This is a genomic window from Coleofasciculus sp. LEGE 07092 (assembly GCF_015207375.1).
Lineage (GTDB): Bacteria > Cyanobacteriota > Cyanobacteriia > Cyanobacteriales > Coleofasciculaceae > LEGE-07092.
This window is the reverse complement of sequence record NZ_JADEWY010000127.1, coordinates 1-17,455: the sequence shown is the minus strand read 5'-3', so window position 1 is coordinate 17,455 and position 17,455 is coordinate 1. Positions and strand designations below refer to the sequence as shown.

Below are 17,455 nucleotides of genomic sequence, written 5' to 3'. Positions count from 1 at the left end.
GGGGATGAGGAGATGGGGGGGTGGGGAGATGGGAAAATTCTTCCAGAATAACGTGGCAGTTGGTGCCTCCGAAACTGAAAGCGCTAACTCCCGCCAAGCGAGACTGTTGATCTGTAGAACAAGGCTGATTAGTGGTTGGAATGAAAAAGGGAGTTTTCGCTAGAGGGATATAGGGATTGAGCTGTTGGAAATGGAGGTTGGGAGGAATTTCTTGATGCTGTAGCGAGAGGATGACTTTGAGCAAACCAGCAATTCCGGCAGCAGATTCCAAATGACCTATATTGGTTTTAACCGAACCCAACCCACAGGTCTGGTCTGGAGAGCGATTCTCCATCAGCACAGCTTTCAGGGATTTTACCTCCATAGGATCTCCCAAAATTGTGCCAGTGCCGTGGGCTTCGACATAACTAATTTGGTTTGGAGCGACTCCAGCATTTTCTAACGCTTGGCGAATCACATCCCGTTGGGCTGGTCCATTGGGAGCAGTCAGTCCGTTGCTTAAACCATCTTGGTTGATGGCTGAACCGCGAATCAGAGCCAGGATATTATCGTGATCACTAAGAGCCTCTGAAAGGCGCTTGAGGACGACAATGCCACCCCCTTCTCCTCGGACGTAACCATCCGCCCTGGCATCAAATGTCTTGCAACGACCATCGGCTGCCATCATCCGGGCTTGGGAGAAGGTGATTGTGCCTTCAGGAGAGAGAATTAGGTTTACTCCACCAACCAAACAGAGATTCGATTCGCGGCTCCGCAAACTCTGACAGGCTAAGTGGAGAGCAACCAGGGAGGAGGAGCAGGCTGTATCCACAGCGATACTAGGTCCTCGTAAATCCAGCAGGTAAGAGAGGCGGTTAGCCGCAATACAGAATGCGGTTCCCGTGCCATAGTAAGCATCAATGCGGGCGAGATTCTGATAGAGGAGTCGGTTATAGTCGCTGTTGCTGATGCCAATAAATACGCCTGTACGAGTGCCTGCCAACTGCTCTGGCGCAATTCCCGCGTATTCTAAAGCTTCCCATGCCAATTCCAACACTAGCCGTTGTTGGGGATCTATGCGTTCAGCTTCGCGAGGGGAAATGCAAAAAAAACCAGGGTCAAAGTGATCTGCTTGATCGATGAACCCACCCCATCGGGTGTTCATTTTTCCTGGGGTGACGGGTTCAGGGTTGTAGAGCGCCTCAATATCCCAACGGTTAGGCGGCACTTCGGTGATGGCATCCACCCCATTTCGCAACAGTTGCCAGAAGGCTTCCGGACTCTTGGCATCAGGAAAACGACAGCCAATGCCTATAATTGCTAGGGGTTCCAATTCAGTTGCTTTTAGATTCATCGGCTAAATATGCCGCCAGAGACTCAATGGTAGGGTAATCGTAGAGTAGGGTAGGATCGACATTGCTTCCCAACCAATCTTGTAGATCGCCAGTCATCCCTACGGCTACTGAAGAATCTAGACCGTAGCGTTCAAAGGGAATCGTGACCTCAATCTCATCGGGTGGGATGTCGAGCAGGTCGGACAGATAGGAGACGAACCAGGATTGAATGTCTGCTGCTGTCATCTGCGGTTTGGAGGTATTACTGTTACTTGTTGCTTCCCCAGGCATCTGGGTGACTTCAGAATTCTGGATTTCCATTTGTGAGACCTCCAATGGTTTGATTCATCAGCTTGCAGGAGATAGGAGTGTTGAAAATTTAGCTATAGTTGTTTTTCGCTTTGATCGCCTCTACAGTCGGCATCTTGACATCCCAGACTAATCCAGTGAATTCAAGAGTGCGAATCACCCAGCCACCCCAGTCAATTTGCCACCACTTCAAACCAAATAGTGCTGAATTTGGGAAAGCATGATGGTTGTTGTGCCACGCTTCCCCACCTGTAGGGATGGCTAGCCAACTATTATTTGTACTCTGTTCACGGGTATCAAAGGGACGGGTGCCATAGAGGTGAGTGATTGAGTTGATGCTCCAAGTTGCATGATGGGCTAGGAAAATCCGCACTAGTCCTCCCCAGAGAAACCCCTGAAAGACTCCCATCCAAGTCCATGTCAGCAAACCTCCTACTATAGCAGGAATAACAAGACCCAGAACGATCCACCAAAAGTAAAGGCGGTTGACAGCACAGATAATCGGGTCTTTTATCAAATCTTTGGCAAATATGATTGGGTTGGCGAATTCATGGTGAAACATCCAACCCATATGAGCATGAAATAGTCCCCGCAACTGTCCGAGCAGACTCTCCCCCTGTAAATTAGGTGAATGGGGGTCTAAGGGCTGGTCACTGTACTGATGGTGGCGTCTGTGGTTGCTCACCCAGTAAAGTAGGGAGCCTTGAGCCGCCATTGATCCAAGAATCGCCAGGATAACTCGCATAGGGGTGTTCGTGCGGAAGGCACTGTGGGTAAAGTGCCGATGAAAACCCACAGTAATCCCACCCAAGGTCAAGGTGTACATGGCAATCAATAGCCCAAGCTGCCAAGGCTTGATGCCTGACGACCCGACTAGGGCAATTGCCACGACAAAGCCGAGGAAAGGGATTAAAAGAATACCCCAGGCATGAAGCAGCCCTACAGTTTTTAGGCGATCGCTCTCTATTGTTATTTTCGGCTTCTTGGGGAAATTTGTATCTGTTAGAGATTCAATTTGTGTTGTGCTATCCAAGGGCATCGACATGGGTTTATCCTTAACTCTTAAGCTTCCGCTATGGACTCTAGACGAATGGCTATCAGCCCCAATCATCTTTGCAAGTTCCTACTTGTTACTTCACCAGTCAGTTAGCTTTGAATGGCACCGATCATCTCATTCGCTTTCTTTCTAGAAAATCGTGGACTACTGCCTCCCTCTGCCAAAATATCCAACGTTCTCTCTAGAAACTTAGCTCGACAAGCATGACGCTGAATCTTGCCACTAGAGGTTTTGGGAATAGTTCCCGTCTTGACCAAAATGGCTTTGTAAAGCTGTAGTCCGTGTTGTGCTACTAATGCCTGACGAATATTGCCAAGCACCTCTTCTACATCGAGACTCCGCAGGTAACGGCGTTCTACCTCTTGCACTACCACTAACCGCTCTTCACCTTTAACTTCTACAGAAAATGCGGCTCCACACCCTGCTCGTAAGCCTGGGTGGCTTTGTTCTACAGTCAGCTCAATATCTTGGGGATAGTGGTTGCTACCTCGGATAATAATTAAATCCTTGAGGCGACCGGTGACGAATAGTTCGTTATCTTGCACGAATCCCAAGTCCCCTGTCCGCATAAATGGTCCTTTGCCTGTGTCGGCGAGATAGACGTTGAAGCTGTAGGCTGTTGCTTCGGGTCGGTTCCAATAGCCTTGAGCCACACTCGGTCCAGAAACCCAAATCTCTCCTACTTGACCAGCCGGACAGCGAGTTAAGGAGTCAGGATTGACGATCACAATTTTCTCTTGTAACCAAGTTCGACCGCAGCCTATAAGGGTTCGACTACCTGTTTCGCCGCAGGCTGGCACGACCTGGTTCTGCTCCAAGGCAGCTCCTTTAACCTGAAAAATTACGGGCATGGCGCTTTTTAGACCACCGGATAGGAATAGGGTAGTTTCAGCCATACCGTAGCAGGGATAAAAGGCTTGACGGCGGAAGCCGCAGGGTTCAAAGGCAGTGACGAACCGTTCGATTGTCTCAGCCCGCACGGGTTCTGCGCCGGTAAACGCAAATTCCCAGCTTCTCAGGTCTAAGGTTTCCTTTTGTTTGGCAGTAATTTTGCGGACGCACAAATCGTAGGCAAAATTTGGACCACCACTAGTTGTGGCTTTGTAGCGGGAAATTGCTTGCAACCAGCGCCAAGGTTTCTGGAGAAAATCTACGGGGGACATGAGAATCATCGGCGCACCGACATAGAGCGGCTGGAGTACCCCACCAATCAGTCCCATGTCGTGGTAAGGTGGCAACCAGGATACTCCCACACTTTCGGGCGTGTCTTCAAAACAGCAATTGATCAGGGCGGAATTGTGAAGGAGATTGCCATGGCTGATCATTACGCCCTTCGGGTCTCCGGTTGACCCTGACGTATATTGCAGAAAAGCGAGGGTGTTTTTGTCACGGGATGGTTCCTGCCAGTCGGATGCCAGGTCACTGGCAATTGTATCGGTAGTCAACCAGGTTATGGGTTCTGGGGTATGATTTTGAGTCAACAGACGCTCAATCTTAGCCAGCAAAGAGGTAAGGGTTAGGGCAAACCTTGCTTGAGAATCCTCTACAATCGCCTGTAACCGGGACATTTTCTGGTTAGGGCGCGGCGGATAGGCAGGAACTGCCACGACTCCGGCATACAAACAGCCGAAGAAGGCAGTGATGAATTCCAGACCCGGGGGGTAAAGTAGCAAAGCCCTCTCTCCAGCAGCGTTTTGACATTGCAGTTCGGTAGCGATCGCTCGTGCTAGGCGATCCAACTCCTTATACGTTACATCACGGCTAGCTGTTTCCCCGTCCTTGAGAAAAGTAAAGGCTCGTTTGTCAGGCTGGTGTAGAGTGCGGTAGCGTAGCAGGTCTACTAGAGTCGAAAATTCATACCCGTTCCCTGTTGAGTAGTCGAAACTATCAGCCATTCCCTGCTCCCTTAGTATTCACAGCCAAATGTTTTCAATCTCCTTAACAACGTACAAAAAAGGCACAAATTCGTATCAAAAGCCAGAAAAATTGTCAATCATCCGCTTTTATTTATAGGGTATGAGCGTCCCTCTCTACACCTGGTTGAGCATTCTATCGCATTAAGGCGGTCGTGGGCAGCTTGGGCGGATGGAGGGTTGCCGTAAAATTCAGGGCTGATAGCCAGCCTGCTGGATTGAGCAGTATGGCAAACATGACTCCCCAGAATGCTGCATTTAGCCCCCCTAACCCCCCCAAGGCAAGGGGGCAGAAAGGCTTGTGTATACACCGTAGAGCCCTTAGGGAGAGGGTTTTCTGGGTATCTGCTCACAAGTTGTATTAGTCAATCAGCCTTCCCCTCACTAGTAACCTTTATTTGTCTGCCGTACTTACTTTAGTCAGACACTGGTGCATCAGTTCCAGAATGCCAGCTTCTTCAAACTCCCGCGCTAATTGCATAAGCTTCGTGGCAAATTGCAGATAGTTTGGGTCTAACTGTTCCAGTCTGGTGGCTTCTTGTTCGATGGCATCAAAATCCCCAATTTCTAGATTTTGATATACCCCAGCCAGCTCAGGAGCAGGTGGTACTACCATTTTAACTGGATGAGAGGGAAATGAGGGATGATCGGATTTTCCAGCGTTATTATTCCAGGTATTTGATGTATTCGGGTCATAAATCCATTGCAAGTTTAAATGATTTCGTAATTTCTCTAGTAACTCTTCCGATTGAATAGGTTTGGGCAGGAAATCGTTACAGCCGGATTCTTGACTCTTTTGACGATCAAAGTTAAATACACTGGCGCTGGATGCAATTACAATCTGTTCTCGGAATTCCGGTATTCTGCGTAACTGTCGCGTCATTTCAAAGCCATCTAGTACAGGCATCACCAAATCAGTAATCATCAAATCGGGTTGACACTCAATTGCTTTAGCTAACCCTTCTTGTCCCTGACTAGCTTCGATGAGTTCAAAGCCAAGAGGTTGAAGTAAGTTAATAATAACGGAGCGATTTTCCCAGCGGTCATCGACAACTAAAATCTTTTTTTTCTCCCCATCGTAACCGATAATATTGAGTGCTGGATCAAGTATTTCTGCTTTGAGCCAGCCAGAAAATTCTGGCAAGTCTACATCAAACCAAAATCGGCTACCAATCCCAGGAGTACTTTCAACGTGAAGGTTACTATCCATCATTTTGAGGAATTTTAGGCTGATTGTGAGTCCCAATCCTGTCCCTTCTGCTTGGCGATCGCTATTGCCTACCTGTTCAAAGGGCAAAAATATCTTTTCTAATTGATCGGCAGTCATTCCTACCCCGGTATCTTCAACTTGGAAGCGAATTTTGGTAGTGGTGGCAGTAGATTTAGTAACGGATGTGTTGTCGGTAGAATTCAGGGTATTGGCAGATGTACTAAATTTATCGGCATCCCTTGCGAACTTATCCTCTATGACTTCCACCTTAAAGGTGACACCGCCAGTATCGGTAAATTTAATCGCATTGCCCAAGAGATTGATCAACACTTGCCGCAGTCGTTTCTCATCGGCATGAACAGCGGTAGGAAGTTTGTTGAGAGCTTGGTAAGCAAACACAATGTTTTTTTGTTCGGCTTTGATGCGACAGATTTGTACTACACCCTCCAGAAAAGGCGCTAAATGAAAATCTTTGGGGTAGAGCTCCAGCTTTCCGGCTTCGATTTTAGAAAGATCTAAAATATCGTTGATCAGGGTTAACAGATGGGAGCCGCACTGGTGAATGATGGCGGTGGCTTCTTGTTGCTTGGGGGTGGCTGTTTTGTCCCGTTGCAAGATTTGTGCATAGCCCAAAATACCGTTGAGGGGGGTGCGTAGTTCGTGGCTCATGTTCGCCAGAAATTCACTTTTGGCTTGGTTTGCCGCTTGTGCAGCTAACTCGGCTCGTTTGCGCTCAACCATTTCTTGTTCGAGTTTAGTATTTAACTGATCAATCCGGCGGGCACCCAGTCGCAATTCAATTTCATCCATCACAACGGCTGCCAAGTCTTTTAGATACTCAAGCTCCTCAGGTAAAACAGCGCGTGGCTGTTTATCAATGACGCAGAGGGTTCCCAAGTTATAGCCGTCATGGGTTGTCAACTGCACAGCAGCATAAAAGCGTAAGCCAAACTCACCTGCAACCAGAGGATTACTCAAAGAGCACACATCTTTGCTAGCGTCTGTTAGGACATAAACATCTGGGGAGAGAATCGCTGAAGCGCATAGCCCTGGCGAACGCTCAATCTGCTGAACCTCTAAACCATGATGGGACTTGAACCAAATCCGATCTTCGTCCACCAAACTAACGAGGGCAATCGGCACCTTGAAGAGTCTGGCAATTGTTGTGGTGATACGCTCAAAGGAACCATCTGGAGGCGTATCAAGAATGTTATAGCGGCGCAGGGCGTTGAGACGTTCAGTTTCATTCAACTGATTGGGTTGATTATTAGTCATACTTCTAAACTCTTCTAATCAGACTTTTGGGAGTTTTGCACTCTACATTGACGTAAAGCCTTGACAACTGCCTCTAGGCGAATCGGTTTACTAATATAATCACTCATTCCCGCTGCCAAACACTTGTCTCTATCCCCCTCCATAGCCCCCGCTGTCATAGCAATAATACGGGGGCGCTCCGTTTCCGACCATTCCTGGCAAATTACACGAGAAGCTTGCAGTCCGTCCATTTCCGGCATCTGCACATCCATTAACACCACATCATAGGACTGGTGGCGTAGGGATGAAAGTACCTCTTTTCCGTTGGATGCTATGTCAGCGTGATATCCCAAACGCTTTAACAGATGCAGGGCAACTTTCTGATTTACGATATTATCTTCAGCAATAAGAATGCGTAAGGGTAACTGTTGAGCTATTTGCGAATCCCATTGGTCTAGCAGAGAGCTTGAGGAAGGCAGTGATTGAACAGTTGGAATCGATTCTTTAGCGTCCGGTAAGTCCAAATCTATCCAAAAAATACTGCCTACTCCTGGGTAGCTAGTTACTTTTAAAGTACTCCCCATCATCTGGATGATTTTTTGGCTAATTGCCAATCCTAATCCCGTACCTTCAGCTTTGCACTGATTGTTGCCCACTTGCTCGAAAGGTAGAAATATGTTGTCTAATTGTTCGAGGGAAATGCCTATACCTGTGTCTTCAACTTGAAATCTAATCTTGGCAGCAGAGTTTTCTATTCGTTCAACGTTGAACGTTACCCCACCCTGGTCAGTAAACTTAATAGCATTTCCCAATAAATTAATTAAAATCTGTCGCAGCCGTTTTTCATCAGCATGAATAGCAGTAGGCAGTTCAGGACTGGGTTGGTAATTAAAGGCAATTCCCTTTTGTTGCGCCCAAATCCGGCAGATTTCTACGACATCTTGCAAAAAAGCAGGAAGAGTAAAATCTGTCGGATAGAGTTCCATTTTCCCGGCTTCAATCTTCGATAAATCCAGGATATCATTGAGTAGGGTAAGCAGGTGAGAACCGGACTGGTAAACGATACGGATGTGGTCGCATTCCTCCTCAGTCATTGTTTTTGAACCTTGGAGAATTTGAGCGATTCCTAAAATAGCATTGAGGGGAGTTCTTAGTTCGTGGCTCATGTTTGCCAGGAATTCGGTTTTGGTACGGTTGGCTGCTTCAGCAGCTTGTTTAGCGTCCTGGAGTTGCTTCGTCAACGAACGCAGATGCAAATGAACGTTAATTCGGGCTAGAACCTCTTCACCCTGAATCGGTTTGGTGATGTAATCTACGCCGCCAGCTTCAAAACCCTTAACTTTATCCGCTGTGTCCGAAAGAACTGTCATGAAAATTACGGGAATGTCATGGGTTGCTGGTGAAGCTTTGATGCGGCGGCAAGTTTCAAAGCCGTCTATTCCCGGCATCATTACATCCAAAAGAATGAGATCCGGTGAAATTTTTTCCAGTTTCTTGAGCGCACTTTCACCGTCTCGCGCAACTAAGACTTTAAAACCTGATTCTTTCAAAAATTCAGAGAGTAATTGGAGATTTGATGGACGATCATCAACGATAAATATAAGTTCTTTTGGGTTTGATTGCATCGTTTATTTTCGTCAAGAGGGTTGGAGATTAATTGTAGTATTTATAATGTTTAAAGTTCCTGGGATAATGACCTGATATTTGTAAGACATTGTAGGGAGTTCGGATCTAATGTTTTAAATTTATTGGCTGTCTGTTTTTGCAAAGGGAACAATGAGGGCGGTTTGGAGGGAGAATTTTTCCCCATTGGGAAAATAATGGGGTTGAGCGATCGGCTTAAAAAGGTTGCCCTCCTTCTTGCAGAGCATTAGCATGAGTATCGGCTATTCCTATGAAGCCAGAACAATTTTGGACACTGGCAACTGCCTCATGCCCCGCTCTTTTATCGTAGTCCGCCTTTCGTTAATAGCTGTACTAACTAGGCTAACTCATGGTTAGTTTAACCATCCACCTAACCCAGAAGAATTTAAACAATGAATTGTTAAGCACAGTTTCGTCAAATCCTCTGGGTGATACAATACACTGTCATAGTTTCCGAAGGTACGGAACTGTAAGTAAATCCCCAACCCAGAGCCGAAAGTGATTGTCATTGGACTGTTGGATCTACGGAAATTCGGCTTTGAGGCGTTGATAGACTTGGGGCTTACTACTACCCATCTGCCACCCTGTCGGGGATCGGTGACAATACGACAGGTTTCTGCTGTTACTGGGGTGCAATAATCTCCCATTTTCTGCGATCGCTCCCTGCACGGGCAAATAACTCACCAACCCACTCACCCATCCTGCCAAGCGACCTGTCACAATTACTACTGGGATAACTGCTGTCTGTAAATCCTCCAACCCTTGCAGCAAATCGGCAGTAAATTTCCCTATCGGTTATTCGCTACTTAATCAGTGTCAACGCCATAAATTATTCTGTAATGGGTGCCTTATAGTAGGTTCTTAACAATTTGCCATGGCAACACTCTCACCAGACCAGCGTAACTATTATTACCTCATAGAAGCCGCACGCGCCGGTATCCACAAACCGATTCTGGCAGCACTGTATCAAGCTCACCCTTCTCCTAGTCTTGGAGATGGAGAAACTGGCTTGGGTATCTCTCCGGCTAATCGGGTATCCCCGCAACAGGTCGATACCTTCTCCGAACAAGTACAGTATGCGGCGAATGCGATTCGCTCCCTTACGGACAGTCTAATTGCTCGGGGAGTGCCAGGGACTGATTTGTGGCAAGCTGAACAAGGTCGCTACGCTGACCCATTTTTACAAAACGTTGCCAGGGGGTATGCACCACCTAGCAGCGAACCAACGACAGCGCGTTTGGAATCGTGTGATTACGAGCAACTCCGTCAAGCTTACCTGGCTGACTTGGAGGCTGATTATAAGGTGGAAGCTCTACCGCAAAATCTTGCCTATCTTGATCGAGCCTTACTGACGTTGGTTGATCGAATTCCAGAATACTACGCTGGATTGCCCCATCAACGAGATGCCTTGCTAGAGGTTGTGCGCGTCTGGCGGGAACTCGACACTCGGGAATCTGCGATCGCGGCGTTGGTGCCTGCTGATAAAGTGTCTGAAGCGATTGAGGACGAGTCCGTGCTAGATATTCCCCTGAAGCAATTCGTACAGCGGCTTTCTGCCAACTATGGAGGATACCCCCACCAACGGGAAGCCCTGCTTCGCCTAACTCAGCTATGGCGTCAGTTGCGAACTCGGGAAGAAGCAATTGCATCCTTGGAAAAAAACACCTCTCCAGAGGAAAAACTCAGTATTATCGATCCGGCTCTTGTGGCTTTCGTGGAGCGTGTTCCTGACTACTATCGAGGGCAAGGCAGCCAACGTAATTCCCTGACGGAAGGGTTTCGCCTTTGGCGTCAGCTCGATTCCCGTGCCAGTGCCTTAAGCCGTCTTGGTATCAATCCCGACGCCCTGCAAGCCAGTACAACCGATAAGGCAACGATGGAGAAGTTAGCAACTCAGCTTGATCAAGAACTCTTAAGCTTTGTCCGTCGCGTACCTGCTGAATATAAAGAAGAAGACTACCAACGGGAAGGGTTAATTCGCTTGGTTCAACTCTGGCGGGGACAGGCGACCAGAAATCAGGCAGTTCAATCCCTACTGGAAGACCAGAAACGCATGAATGAAGCCCGCCGTCAAGCGCTTGAGGCAGCACCTAAGCCCAAACCCGTGGTGATTCCCAAACGCCCTGCCTATTGGACTACGAGCAATATTCAGCTATCGGCGTCTATTATTCCGGATGGGAATTTTACCTGGGCAGAGGCAACTCACGGCGGCACTCGTATGCCTCCTAACCAAGCAACAGTGGATGCTATTGTTCGCATCGCCAAACTAGCACAACGAGCACGCGATCGCATTGGGCGACCGTTTATTATCACCAGTTGGTATCGCCCTCCTCACATTAATCGTGCGGTGGGTGGGGCGAAGTACAGTCGCCATCTAGTTGGAGATGCAATGGACTTTATCTGTGAAAGTCTCAGTGGCAATCAACTGTATTGGACTCTGGAACCTTGGTGGCCCGGTGGCTTAGGTCGCTATACCAAATTTCCCAACCTGTGTCACATTGATGCCCGGAACTACCGAGCACGATGGCGGAATTAATCCTCAATTGCCTTCAATCCTAATCCTTATTGGGAGCTATTTACTTTGACTTCTTACCGACCGGTCACCATTCCTTCAGGGATTATTTGACCAGCAGCAGGCACGGGTGCATCTTTGAGTTGAAAGTTGAAGCCAATAGACCTTTGTTTAAAAATTACTGACGGATGTGGTTTTCATCCGCATACCTTAGTATAACTGTCAAAATTTAGGTATCAGGTGTTTTGGTGTCTTTTCATTCCTTCCCAGTTAGCCGATTGCAACAAACGGCTGGCGCTAGCCAAGGATTGCTCAACTCCAATGTACCCGAGCGCCTTTCCTGAAAGGCATTCTAGAGCTAAGTATTTCGATTTTATCCAGTCACAATCATGTCTAGTTCGATGGTTTTTCTAGAATCTGCAATAGCTCAAGCTCCTGTTGAATCCCAAACCTCAGTCTCGCCTTCCCCCCCGGCAACGGTAGAATCTAATTCTTCGGGACACATTTGGATGTTTGCTTCGATTGCATTGGTGGCGCTACTTATTGGTTTAACGATTTATGGCAAACTCCAACTTGACGGGATGGCAAAGAAGCTCAGATTTGAGCAGTTCAAAACGAGAGACCTTCAGAAAAAGTTAAAGTTGGCGCTGAGTACTATCCGGAAAATGGAAGCCAATCCTGATTTAGTCCACTCACGGGAATTTAACTTGGACTACCTCAGATTGCGAATGGAAGAAGAAGTGTTTCATTTTGCGATTGTCAATCAAATCAAAATTAAAGTTAAACAAATGATCAGTCTAGCACTGCGACCTAATCAGGCAACTCAAGCAGCAATTGGAATTGCCAGTACCGCAGGACGACAAGTAGATGAAACCTTTGACGTCAAATATGAAACAGAAAGCAGTGGCAAGCGCACGATGCGAGTGCTATTTCGTATTCAAATCACATTGACGAAATTACCAACTCAAGCAACTTCAACAACGATTAGCCAAATTATTGACTGTATTGAAACCTTTCTCAGTCCAGATAATGAAAGCTGGCAACCGACTATTCAAGGTCGAATTGTCTCCATTCACTGGGATCAAAAGGCAAAACCTACTCCCTTACTTGTCCTTCAGCAATCCACTGAAGGCGTCAACGTTACCTTAAGAACCAATCGGACTCGCATGAATTAATCTGAGCAACTCAATAGTAAAATTTATACGAAATTACCTAAATTAAATTACACGTTAGGTATAGTATTTTCATTTGGAATGTAAATCAAAAGTTACAAAGAGATAATGCTCAATTCCTGGAAACTGCATCATTTGCCGCATCACTTTTAAGGTGTCCATCTTCTAGGTGAACGATGCGATCGGCAATATCCAGAATCCGGTTATCGTGAGTCACCATCAAAATTGTACACCCTTGTTCCTTCGCCAGTCGCTGCATCAACTCCACCACATCCCGTCCCGATTTACTATCAAGAGCAGCAGTGGGTTCGTCAGCTAAGACTAACGTGGGATGACTCACTAAGGCACGAGCGATCGCCACTCGCTGTTTTTGCCCACCCGATAGATTATCTGGGTAGTAATTAAGGCTACTGCCCAAACCCACTGCCGTAAGTATCGCTTCTGACTGGGCAACCGCCTCTTGCGGGAGAAATTCCGGGTGTAGCTGCAAGGACATTTGCACGTTTTGACAGGCGGTGAGACTCTTGAGCAAGTTGTGAGCCTGAAAAATATAGCCGATATTGCGGCGCACGTTTACCAGTTGATCTTTTGTCGCGCCTATAAGTTCTTGTTCTAAGACTTTAATGCTACCATTTTGGGGTACTCTCAGTCCCCCAATTAGCGTCAGCAACGTCGTCTTACCAGAACCTGACGGACCCGTCATTAGCACAATTTCTCCCGGCTGGAGTTTCAATGTGATATCAAACAAAATCTGTTTGCGTAGGGAACCTTTACCGAAGTAATGATTGAGATTTTTGATCGATACCACTGCCTGTTGCGGTGTTTGGTGGTAAAGTTGGTGTGCTAGTGATGTTTTCATTTTCACCTCTTAAATTCTGACTTTTTGGGTGCAGGTTGATCAAATAGATTGGCAATAAAGCAGATATCTCAGTGAAACCCGCCCCGACACTCCTAACTGCTCACAACTTAAAAAATATCTGCCGGATCTGCTGCGTCTAGTTTGCGCACAGCGATCGCTCCCGAAATACAGCACATAATCATCGTCAAAATTAATACGGTTACTGCCCTCGCCAGAGTCATCGCCATTGGCAGGCTGGTAGCACTTTTGGTTAAACCGTACAGTATCGACGCCATGAAAAATCCAGGGAAATATCCCAAAATCGACAGAATCAGTGCTTCTTGGAAAACCACTCCTAATAAGTAACTGGTTTTGTACCCCATCGCTTTGAGGGTGGCGTATTCTGGCAAATGATCGGCAACATCAGTATAGAGAATTTGATACACAATTACCGTACCGACAATAAACCCCATGGCAGTGCCGAGGGAAAAAATAAAGCCAATCGCTGTACTGGTTTGCCAGTAACTTTTTTCAACATCAATAAATTCTTGCTTGGATAAAATTTTGACATCGTTAGGTAATTCCCGCCTCAAATTTTCTAAAACACGTTTCTGATTTACCCCCCGTTTTAATTCAATAATGCCCACCTCAATCAATCCCTTTTCTCGTGCAGGGAATAGCCGCAAAAAATTCAAATCGCTAGTGACAATATTACCATCAGCTCCAAAAGAAGCACCTAAGGTGAATAAACCCCCAACTCGAATTCGGCGTTCTCCGACTTCTGTGGTGACATCTTTTCCCTGATTGAACCACTGGGCGATTGGACCAAATTCCGGTCTAGAAGCATCATCAAACAAGACTACATTAGCTAGGGTTATTTTATCGAGATTGCGATTTATTTTTGGTAAATTCAATACCTTGTCTGCGGGATTAAATCCTACAACCAGAATTGAGCGAGTATCGGCTGTTTTAGATTCAGGACTTGTTTGAGAATTGCGACTTTCTTTGTTATCCTCTCCACTGGGAGAAATTGAGGGACGCATATGTAAGTTCTCAGGATTTCGCCACAGAGCCAAGCCCAAATAGACTGGACTAACGGATTTAACGCCCTCAAACCCAAGAGCTTGATACAAGCGCCGATGGGGAAAACTTTTCATGGCGATAATTGCAGTAGACTGAGTGCTAATTAGAAAAATATCACCCTGAAAATTTTTATGTAGCGTTACGGCACTGTCAAAGAGGGCATCCCGAAAGCCAAGTTGCATAAACATCAAAATATCGGCAAAACCAATCCCAGCTATTGCTACGAGTAACCGCATTTTTTCGCGGCTCAGTTGTAACCAGGCTAGAGGAATTCTCATTCTAAATTATGAATTAATTGGCTTTTGATTCTAGGAAAATTTTGACAATGACTTTTGAGTTGGTTAAACCTGACACTCGCTTGCTATCTTCTGGGGTGAGACGAATTTTAACTTCAACCACTCTGGCATCGACAGCAGCAGCCGGATCAGTATTGAGAATATCTTTTTTGCCGATTTGTCGTCCGATTTGGCTGACATTGCCCCGCAGTTCTTCTTCAAACACCTGGCTTTCACTCGTCATGGCAACTCGCTGACCCAAACGCACTTTGCTAATATCGCTTTCATAAACTTCTGCGATCACCATCATGTCGTCAGTTTGTCCTAGTTCGACAATTCCATCTGCTTCTGTAGGAGCTTCTCCTGGACTAGCATGGACTTTTAAGATCTGACCATCGACTGGAGCACGCACATAAGCTAATGATTTTAAATCAGCTTGGGCTTGGTCAACGGCTGCTAAGGCACTTTCAACTTCTGCTTCTGCTTGTTTAATATCGACGGGGCGAATTTCCTTAATCTCTTCTAATCTAGCCTCTTCCTCTTTAATTTGAGCTTCTAAGACGGCTATTGTTTTATCGCGGTTGACTCTAGCTTCTTCGAGTTGTTCGATGATAGTGGCTAGGGTTTGAGCTTTGTTGGCTTCAGCTTGAGTCAGGTTTGCCTGCTGTTGACTCAGGTTTTCTTGCGCTTCACTGAGACGCTCTATCGCGGTTTCTACTCTCAGTCGGCGGTTTTCTAATTCAGAAGTAGAAATCACACCATCACTAACTAACTGCTCATAACGTGCAAAATCTTGTTCGGTATTACGCTTTTCTGCATCTAATCTCCGAATGGTGGCTTGTTGAGCGTTAATGGTGGCTTGTTGGGCTTTAATGGTGGCTTCTTGAGCTTTGGTTGTCTCTGTCAGTTGAGTCTCTAAACGGTTAATTCTTGTCTGTTGAGCTTTCTGTTCTCCTTCTAACTCTTTCCCTAAACGATTGATTGTTTCCTGTTGAGCTTGAATTGCTCCAGCTTTGGCACCTGCTTTGACTCTCTCGAGATTGGCTTGAGCAATTTCAACTTGTTTTTTGGCTAAATCAACAGCCGCTTGCAAGCGATCGCGGTTATCCATAATGGCAATCACTTGGTTAGCACGGACTTGATCGCCTTCTGCAACGAGTAACTCCTTCACATTGGTTCCCTCAAGGGACATGGGAGCCGATAGTGTTCTGACTTCCCCCGTTGGTTCGAGGCGTCCTAAGGCAGTAACGGCTTCAATAGCAGGTGAGGCAATGGGCGAAGAAGAACTCGATTCGCTCTCCGAACGCGCCTGTACTCGATTGAGACTGTAAACAGCAATAGCTCCAGTAGCGAGGATACCTCCAACGGCAAGTGCGATCGCAACGTAAAATGCTTTACTATTCTTCGCCCAATGGGGTACTGATTTTGAAAATAGTTGATCGTTTATGCCTGGTTTCTGCCCCATATTTTCTAAAGTAATGTATTGAGTTGTGATTTGGGGATAGCGGTTCCAGCCTAAGCGGTACAATCACAGGGTTAGAGCGATCAAACTCAAATAAAAGAGCTTTGTGCTTCTGTCCGGTTTTCAGCTTTTTTTCTTAGAAGAAGGGGATAGGGGAAACTCTACACATACTTCAAGAGGGAGAATAGGCAGATCATCTACAAACCTAGTTCTCCCCCGCACCCTTGCCTCCTTCTCTTCTAAGAATTCAGATTGCAGGCAAATCAAACAGTACAGATGTCATGTAATAATCTGCCCATTCCACACCAAAGGCTTTTTCAAGCACCCGACGAGTTTTATCGTTTTGTTGTTGTTTGGTGCAGTAGTAGTGTTGACCTGCTATAATATCCGCTTGTTCCTCTGTAGATGCAACAGTGGCATTAACAGCCTGGGTACAGTGAATTTTCAGAATATCCCCAACCCTTGCAAGGAACTGGCTTTCTTCTTCTAGAGTAGCCGGTCGAATGAAGATGCAAAATTCAGAAAAAATATCGCCCCACTCCGGCAAATCGCGTGATTCTTTGAAATCCAGTGATGGCAAGGCTTGTAATGATTGGCGATAGGGTTCAGATAGTACCCGTTTAGAGTTTACTGGAGAAAGATCAGCGATCGCCGCACTAATTTTTCCCCGTCCCCCGACCAAGTCACAGCCAAACATCGGTAGTTTGTACTCTGGGCGGGGAAACATGACGCAGTGCAGAATGTCTAACATATTGCCGACTTTTGCCAGTTCTAGGTGCAGTTTCCGAAACTGGGGCGTTTGGTAGCAGCGGTTTTCAATGGTCAGTTTTTCTCCCTCTAAGCGTCCTTCCACATAACCAAGTTCAGGGGGTAGTTGATAGGGTGAAAGGTCGAGGTAATCTTGCCAGTTGGCTTCGATACAGTCAGCTAATTGGCGAATTAGGGGATGTTGTTGTTCCCGGAGGGAAGGTTTTGTGGTGACAGACATACTTTTAAACTCAAATGTTACAGATCCAGAACTTACGCACAGACGCTACATCTGGTAGGAGTACGATATATCGTACCCCTACCATTAGCGATTTAGATGCCAATTTGCGTAAGTCCTGAGATCAAGACTATCAGCCAGGATAAGAGTAGGTTTAGCCCTCTTCCCCTAACCTCTTCTCTCAAGCTATGGTATAGATTATTCACAGGAGGTGAGTATGTTTGGTTTAGGATGGCCCGAAGTCGTGCTTATCGGAATTGTGGCGGTGGTAATTTTCGGACCTCAGAAAATTCCGGATATGGGTCGTGCTTTGGGGAAAACCCTCAAAGGTTTTAAAGAAGAGATGAATACCCCCACATCTGAGGAAGATGAACCCGAACAGGATAAGGTTTAAATCTGGGAGATGAGGAGCTGGGGAGCTGGGGAGC

At 46.5% G+C, this 17,455-nt stretch carries 15 protein-coding genes; 3 read left to right on the top strand and 12 right to left on the bottom strand.

Going from position 1 to position 17,455, the window contains the following annotated elements; all coding sequences use genetic code 11:
- From IQ257_RS24045 to IQ257_RS24015, 8 genes are all read right to left on the bottom strand, one after another.
- Positions 1-1,333 (bottom strand): type I polyketide synthase (locus tag IQ257_RS24045; RefSeq protein ID WP_228060981.1); only part of this gene is annotated, 1,333 nt, incomplete at its 3' end.
- The gene (locus IQ257_RS24040) at positions 1,314-1,634 is read right to left on the bottom strand and encodes an acyl carrier protein (RefSeq protein ID WP_193878488.1); all 321 of its coding nucleotides are present in this window, start codon (positions 1,632-1,634) and stop codon (positions 1,314-1,316) included. The genes IQ257_RS24040 and IQ257_RS24045, both read right to left, overlap by 20 nt.
- Positions 1,635-1,692: 58 nt before the next feature.
- Positions 1,693-2,667: an acyl-CoA desaturase gene (locus IQ257_RS24035; protein WP_228060980.1), complete on the bottom strand. Its 975-nt coding sequence runs from the start codon at positions 2,665-2,667 to the stop codon at positions 1,693-1,695.
- 101 nt (positions 2,668-2,768) lie between these two features.
- A complete protein-coding gene (locus IQ257_RS24030) occupies positions 2,769-4,574 on the bottom strand; it encodes a fatty acyl-AMP ligase (RefSeq protein ID WP_193878486.1) in 1,806 nt (601 codons plus the stop codon).
- Between the two features lie 412 nt (positions 4,575-4,986).
- Complete coding sequence (locus tag IQ257_RS24025) at positions 4,987-7,077, bottom strand: GAF domain-containing hybrid sensor histidine kinase/response regulator (RefSeq protein ID WP_193878484.1); 2,091 nt, start codon at positions 7,075-7,077, stop codon at positions 4,987-4,989.
- Between the two features lie 14 nt (positions 7,078-7,091).
- On the bottom strand, positions 7,092-8,681 hold the full coding sequence (locus IQ257_RS24020) for a response regulator (protein WP_193878482.1): 1,590 nt from the start codon (positions 8,679-8,681) through the stop codon (positions 7,092-7,094).
- Between the two features lie 120 nt (positions 8,682-8,801).
- Positions 8,802-8,927, bottom strand: coding sequence for a hypothetical protein (locus tag IQ257_RS30870; RefSeq protein ID WP_265584548.1), 126 nt, complete (start codon positions 8,925-8,927; stop codon positions 8,802-8,804).
- A gap of 295 nt (positions 8,928-9,222) precedes the next feature.
- Positions 9,223-9,471 carry a hypothetical protein gene (locus IQ257_RS24015; protein WP_193878480.1) on the bottom strand — a complete coding sequence of 83 codons (249 nt, stop codon included), beginning with the start codon at positions 9,469-9,471 and terminating at the stop codon, positions 9,223-9,225.
- Positions 9,472-9,574: 103 nt separating this feature from the next.
- On the opposite strand from IQ257_RS24015, the gene IQ257_RS24010 reads away from it, so the two are divergent.
- Entirely contained in the window at positions 9,575-11,236 is a 1,662-nt protein-coding gene (locus IQ257_RS24010; RefSeq protein ID WP_193878478.1) for a D-Ala-D-Ala carboxypeptidase family metallohydrolase, read from the top strand.
- A gap of 365 nt (positions 11,237-11,601) precedes the next feature.
- Positions 11,602-12,387 carry a hypothetical protein gene (locus tag IQ257_RS24005; RefSeq protein WP_193878476.1) on the top strand — a complete coding sequence of 262 codons (786 nt, stop codon included), beginning with the start codon at positions 11,602-11,604 and terminating at the stop codon, positions 12,385-12,387.
- A 109-nt stretch (positions 12,388-12,496) separates the two neighbouring features.
- Here the strand turns inward: IQ257_RS24005 and IQ257_RS24000 are convergent, their stop codons facing one another.
- The 4 genes from IQ257_RS24000 to IQ257_RS23985 all read right to left on the bottom strand — a co-directional run bounded on the left by IQ257_RS24000 (position 12,497) and on the right by IQ257_RS23985 (position 17,030).
- A complete protein-coding gene (locus IQ257_RS24000) occupies positions 12,497-13,243 on the bottom strand; it encodes a DevA family ABC transporter ATP-binding protein (protein ID WP_193878474.1) in 747 nt (248 codons plus the stop codon).
- Positions 13,244-13,350: 107 nt separating this feature from the next.
- Positions 13,351-14,583, bottom strand: a complete 1,233-nt coding sequence (gene devC / locus IQ257_RS23995; protein ID WP_193878471.1) for an ABC transporter permease DevC — start codon at positions 14,581-14,583, stop codon at positions 13,351-13,353.
- Between the two features lie 13 nt (positions 14,584-14,596).
- Positions 14,597-16,108 (bottom strand): HlyD family efflux transporter periplasmic adaptor subunit, encoded by a 1,512-nt coding sequence (locus IQ257_RS23990; RefSeq protein ID WP_228060979.1) that lies wholly within the window; start codon positions 16,106-16,108, stop codon positions 14,597-14,599.
- Between the two features lie 181 nt (positions 16,109-16,289).
- Positions 16,290-17,030, bottom strand: a complete 741-nt coding sequence (locus IQ257_RS23985) for a phycocyanobilin:ferredoxin oxidoreductase (RefSeq protein ID WP_193878467.1) — start codon at positions 17,028-17,030, stop codon at positions 16,290-16,292.
- A 214-nt stretch (positions 17,031-17,244) separates the two neighbouring features.
- On the opposite strand from IQ257_RS23985, the gene tatA reads away from it, so the two are divergent.
- A complete protein-coding gene (gene tatA / locus IQ257_RS23980) occupies positions 17,245-17,421 on the top strand; it encodes a twin-arginine translocase TatA/TatE family subunit (protein ID WP_193878465.1) in 177 nt (58 codons plus the stop codon).
- The last annotated feature ends 34 nt before the right edge of the window (positions 17,422-17,455 follow it).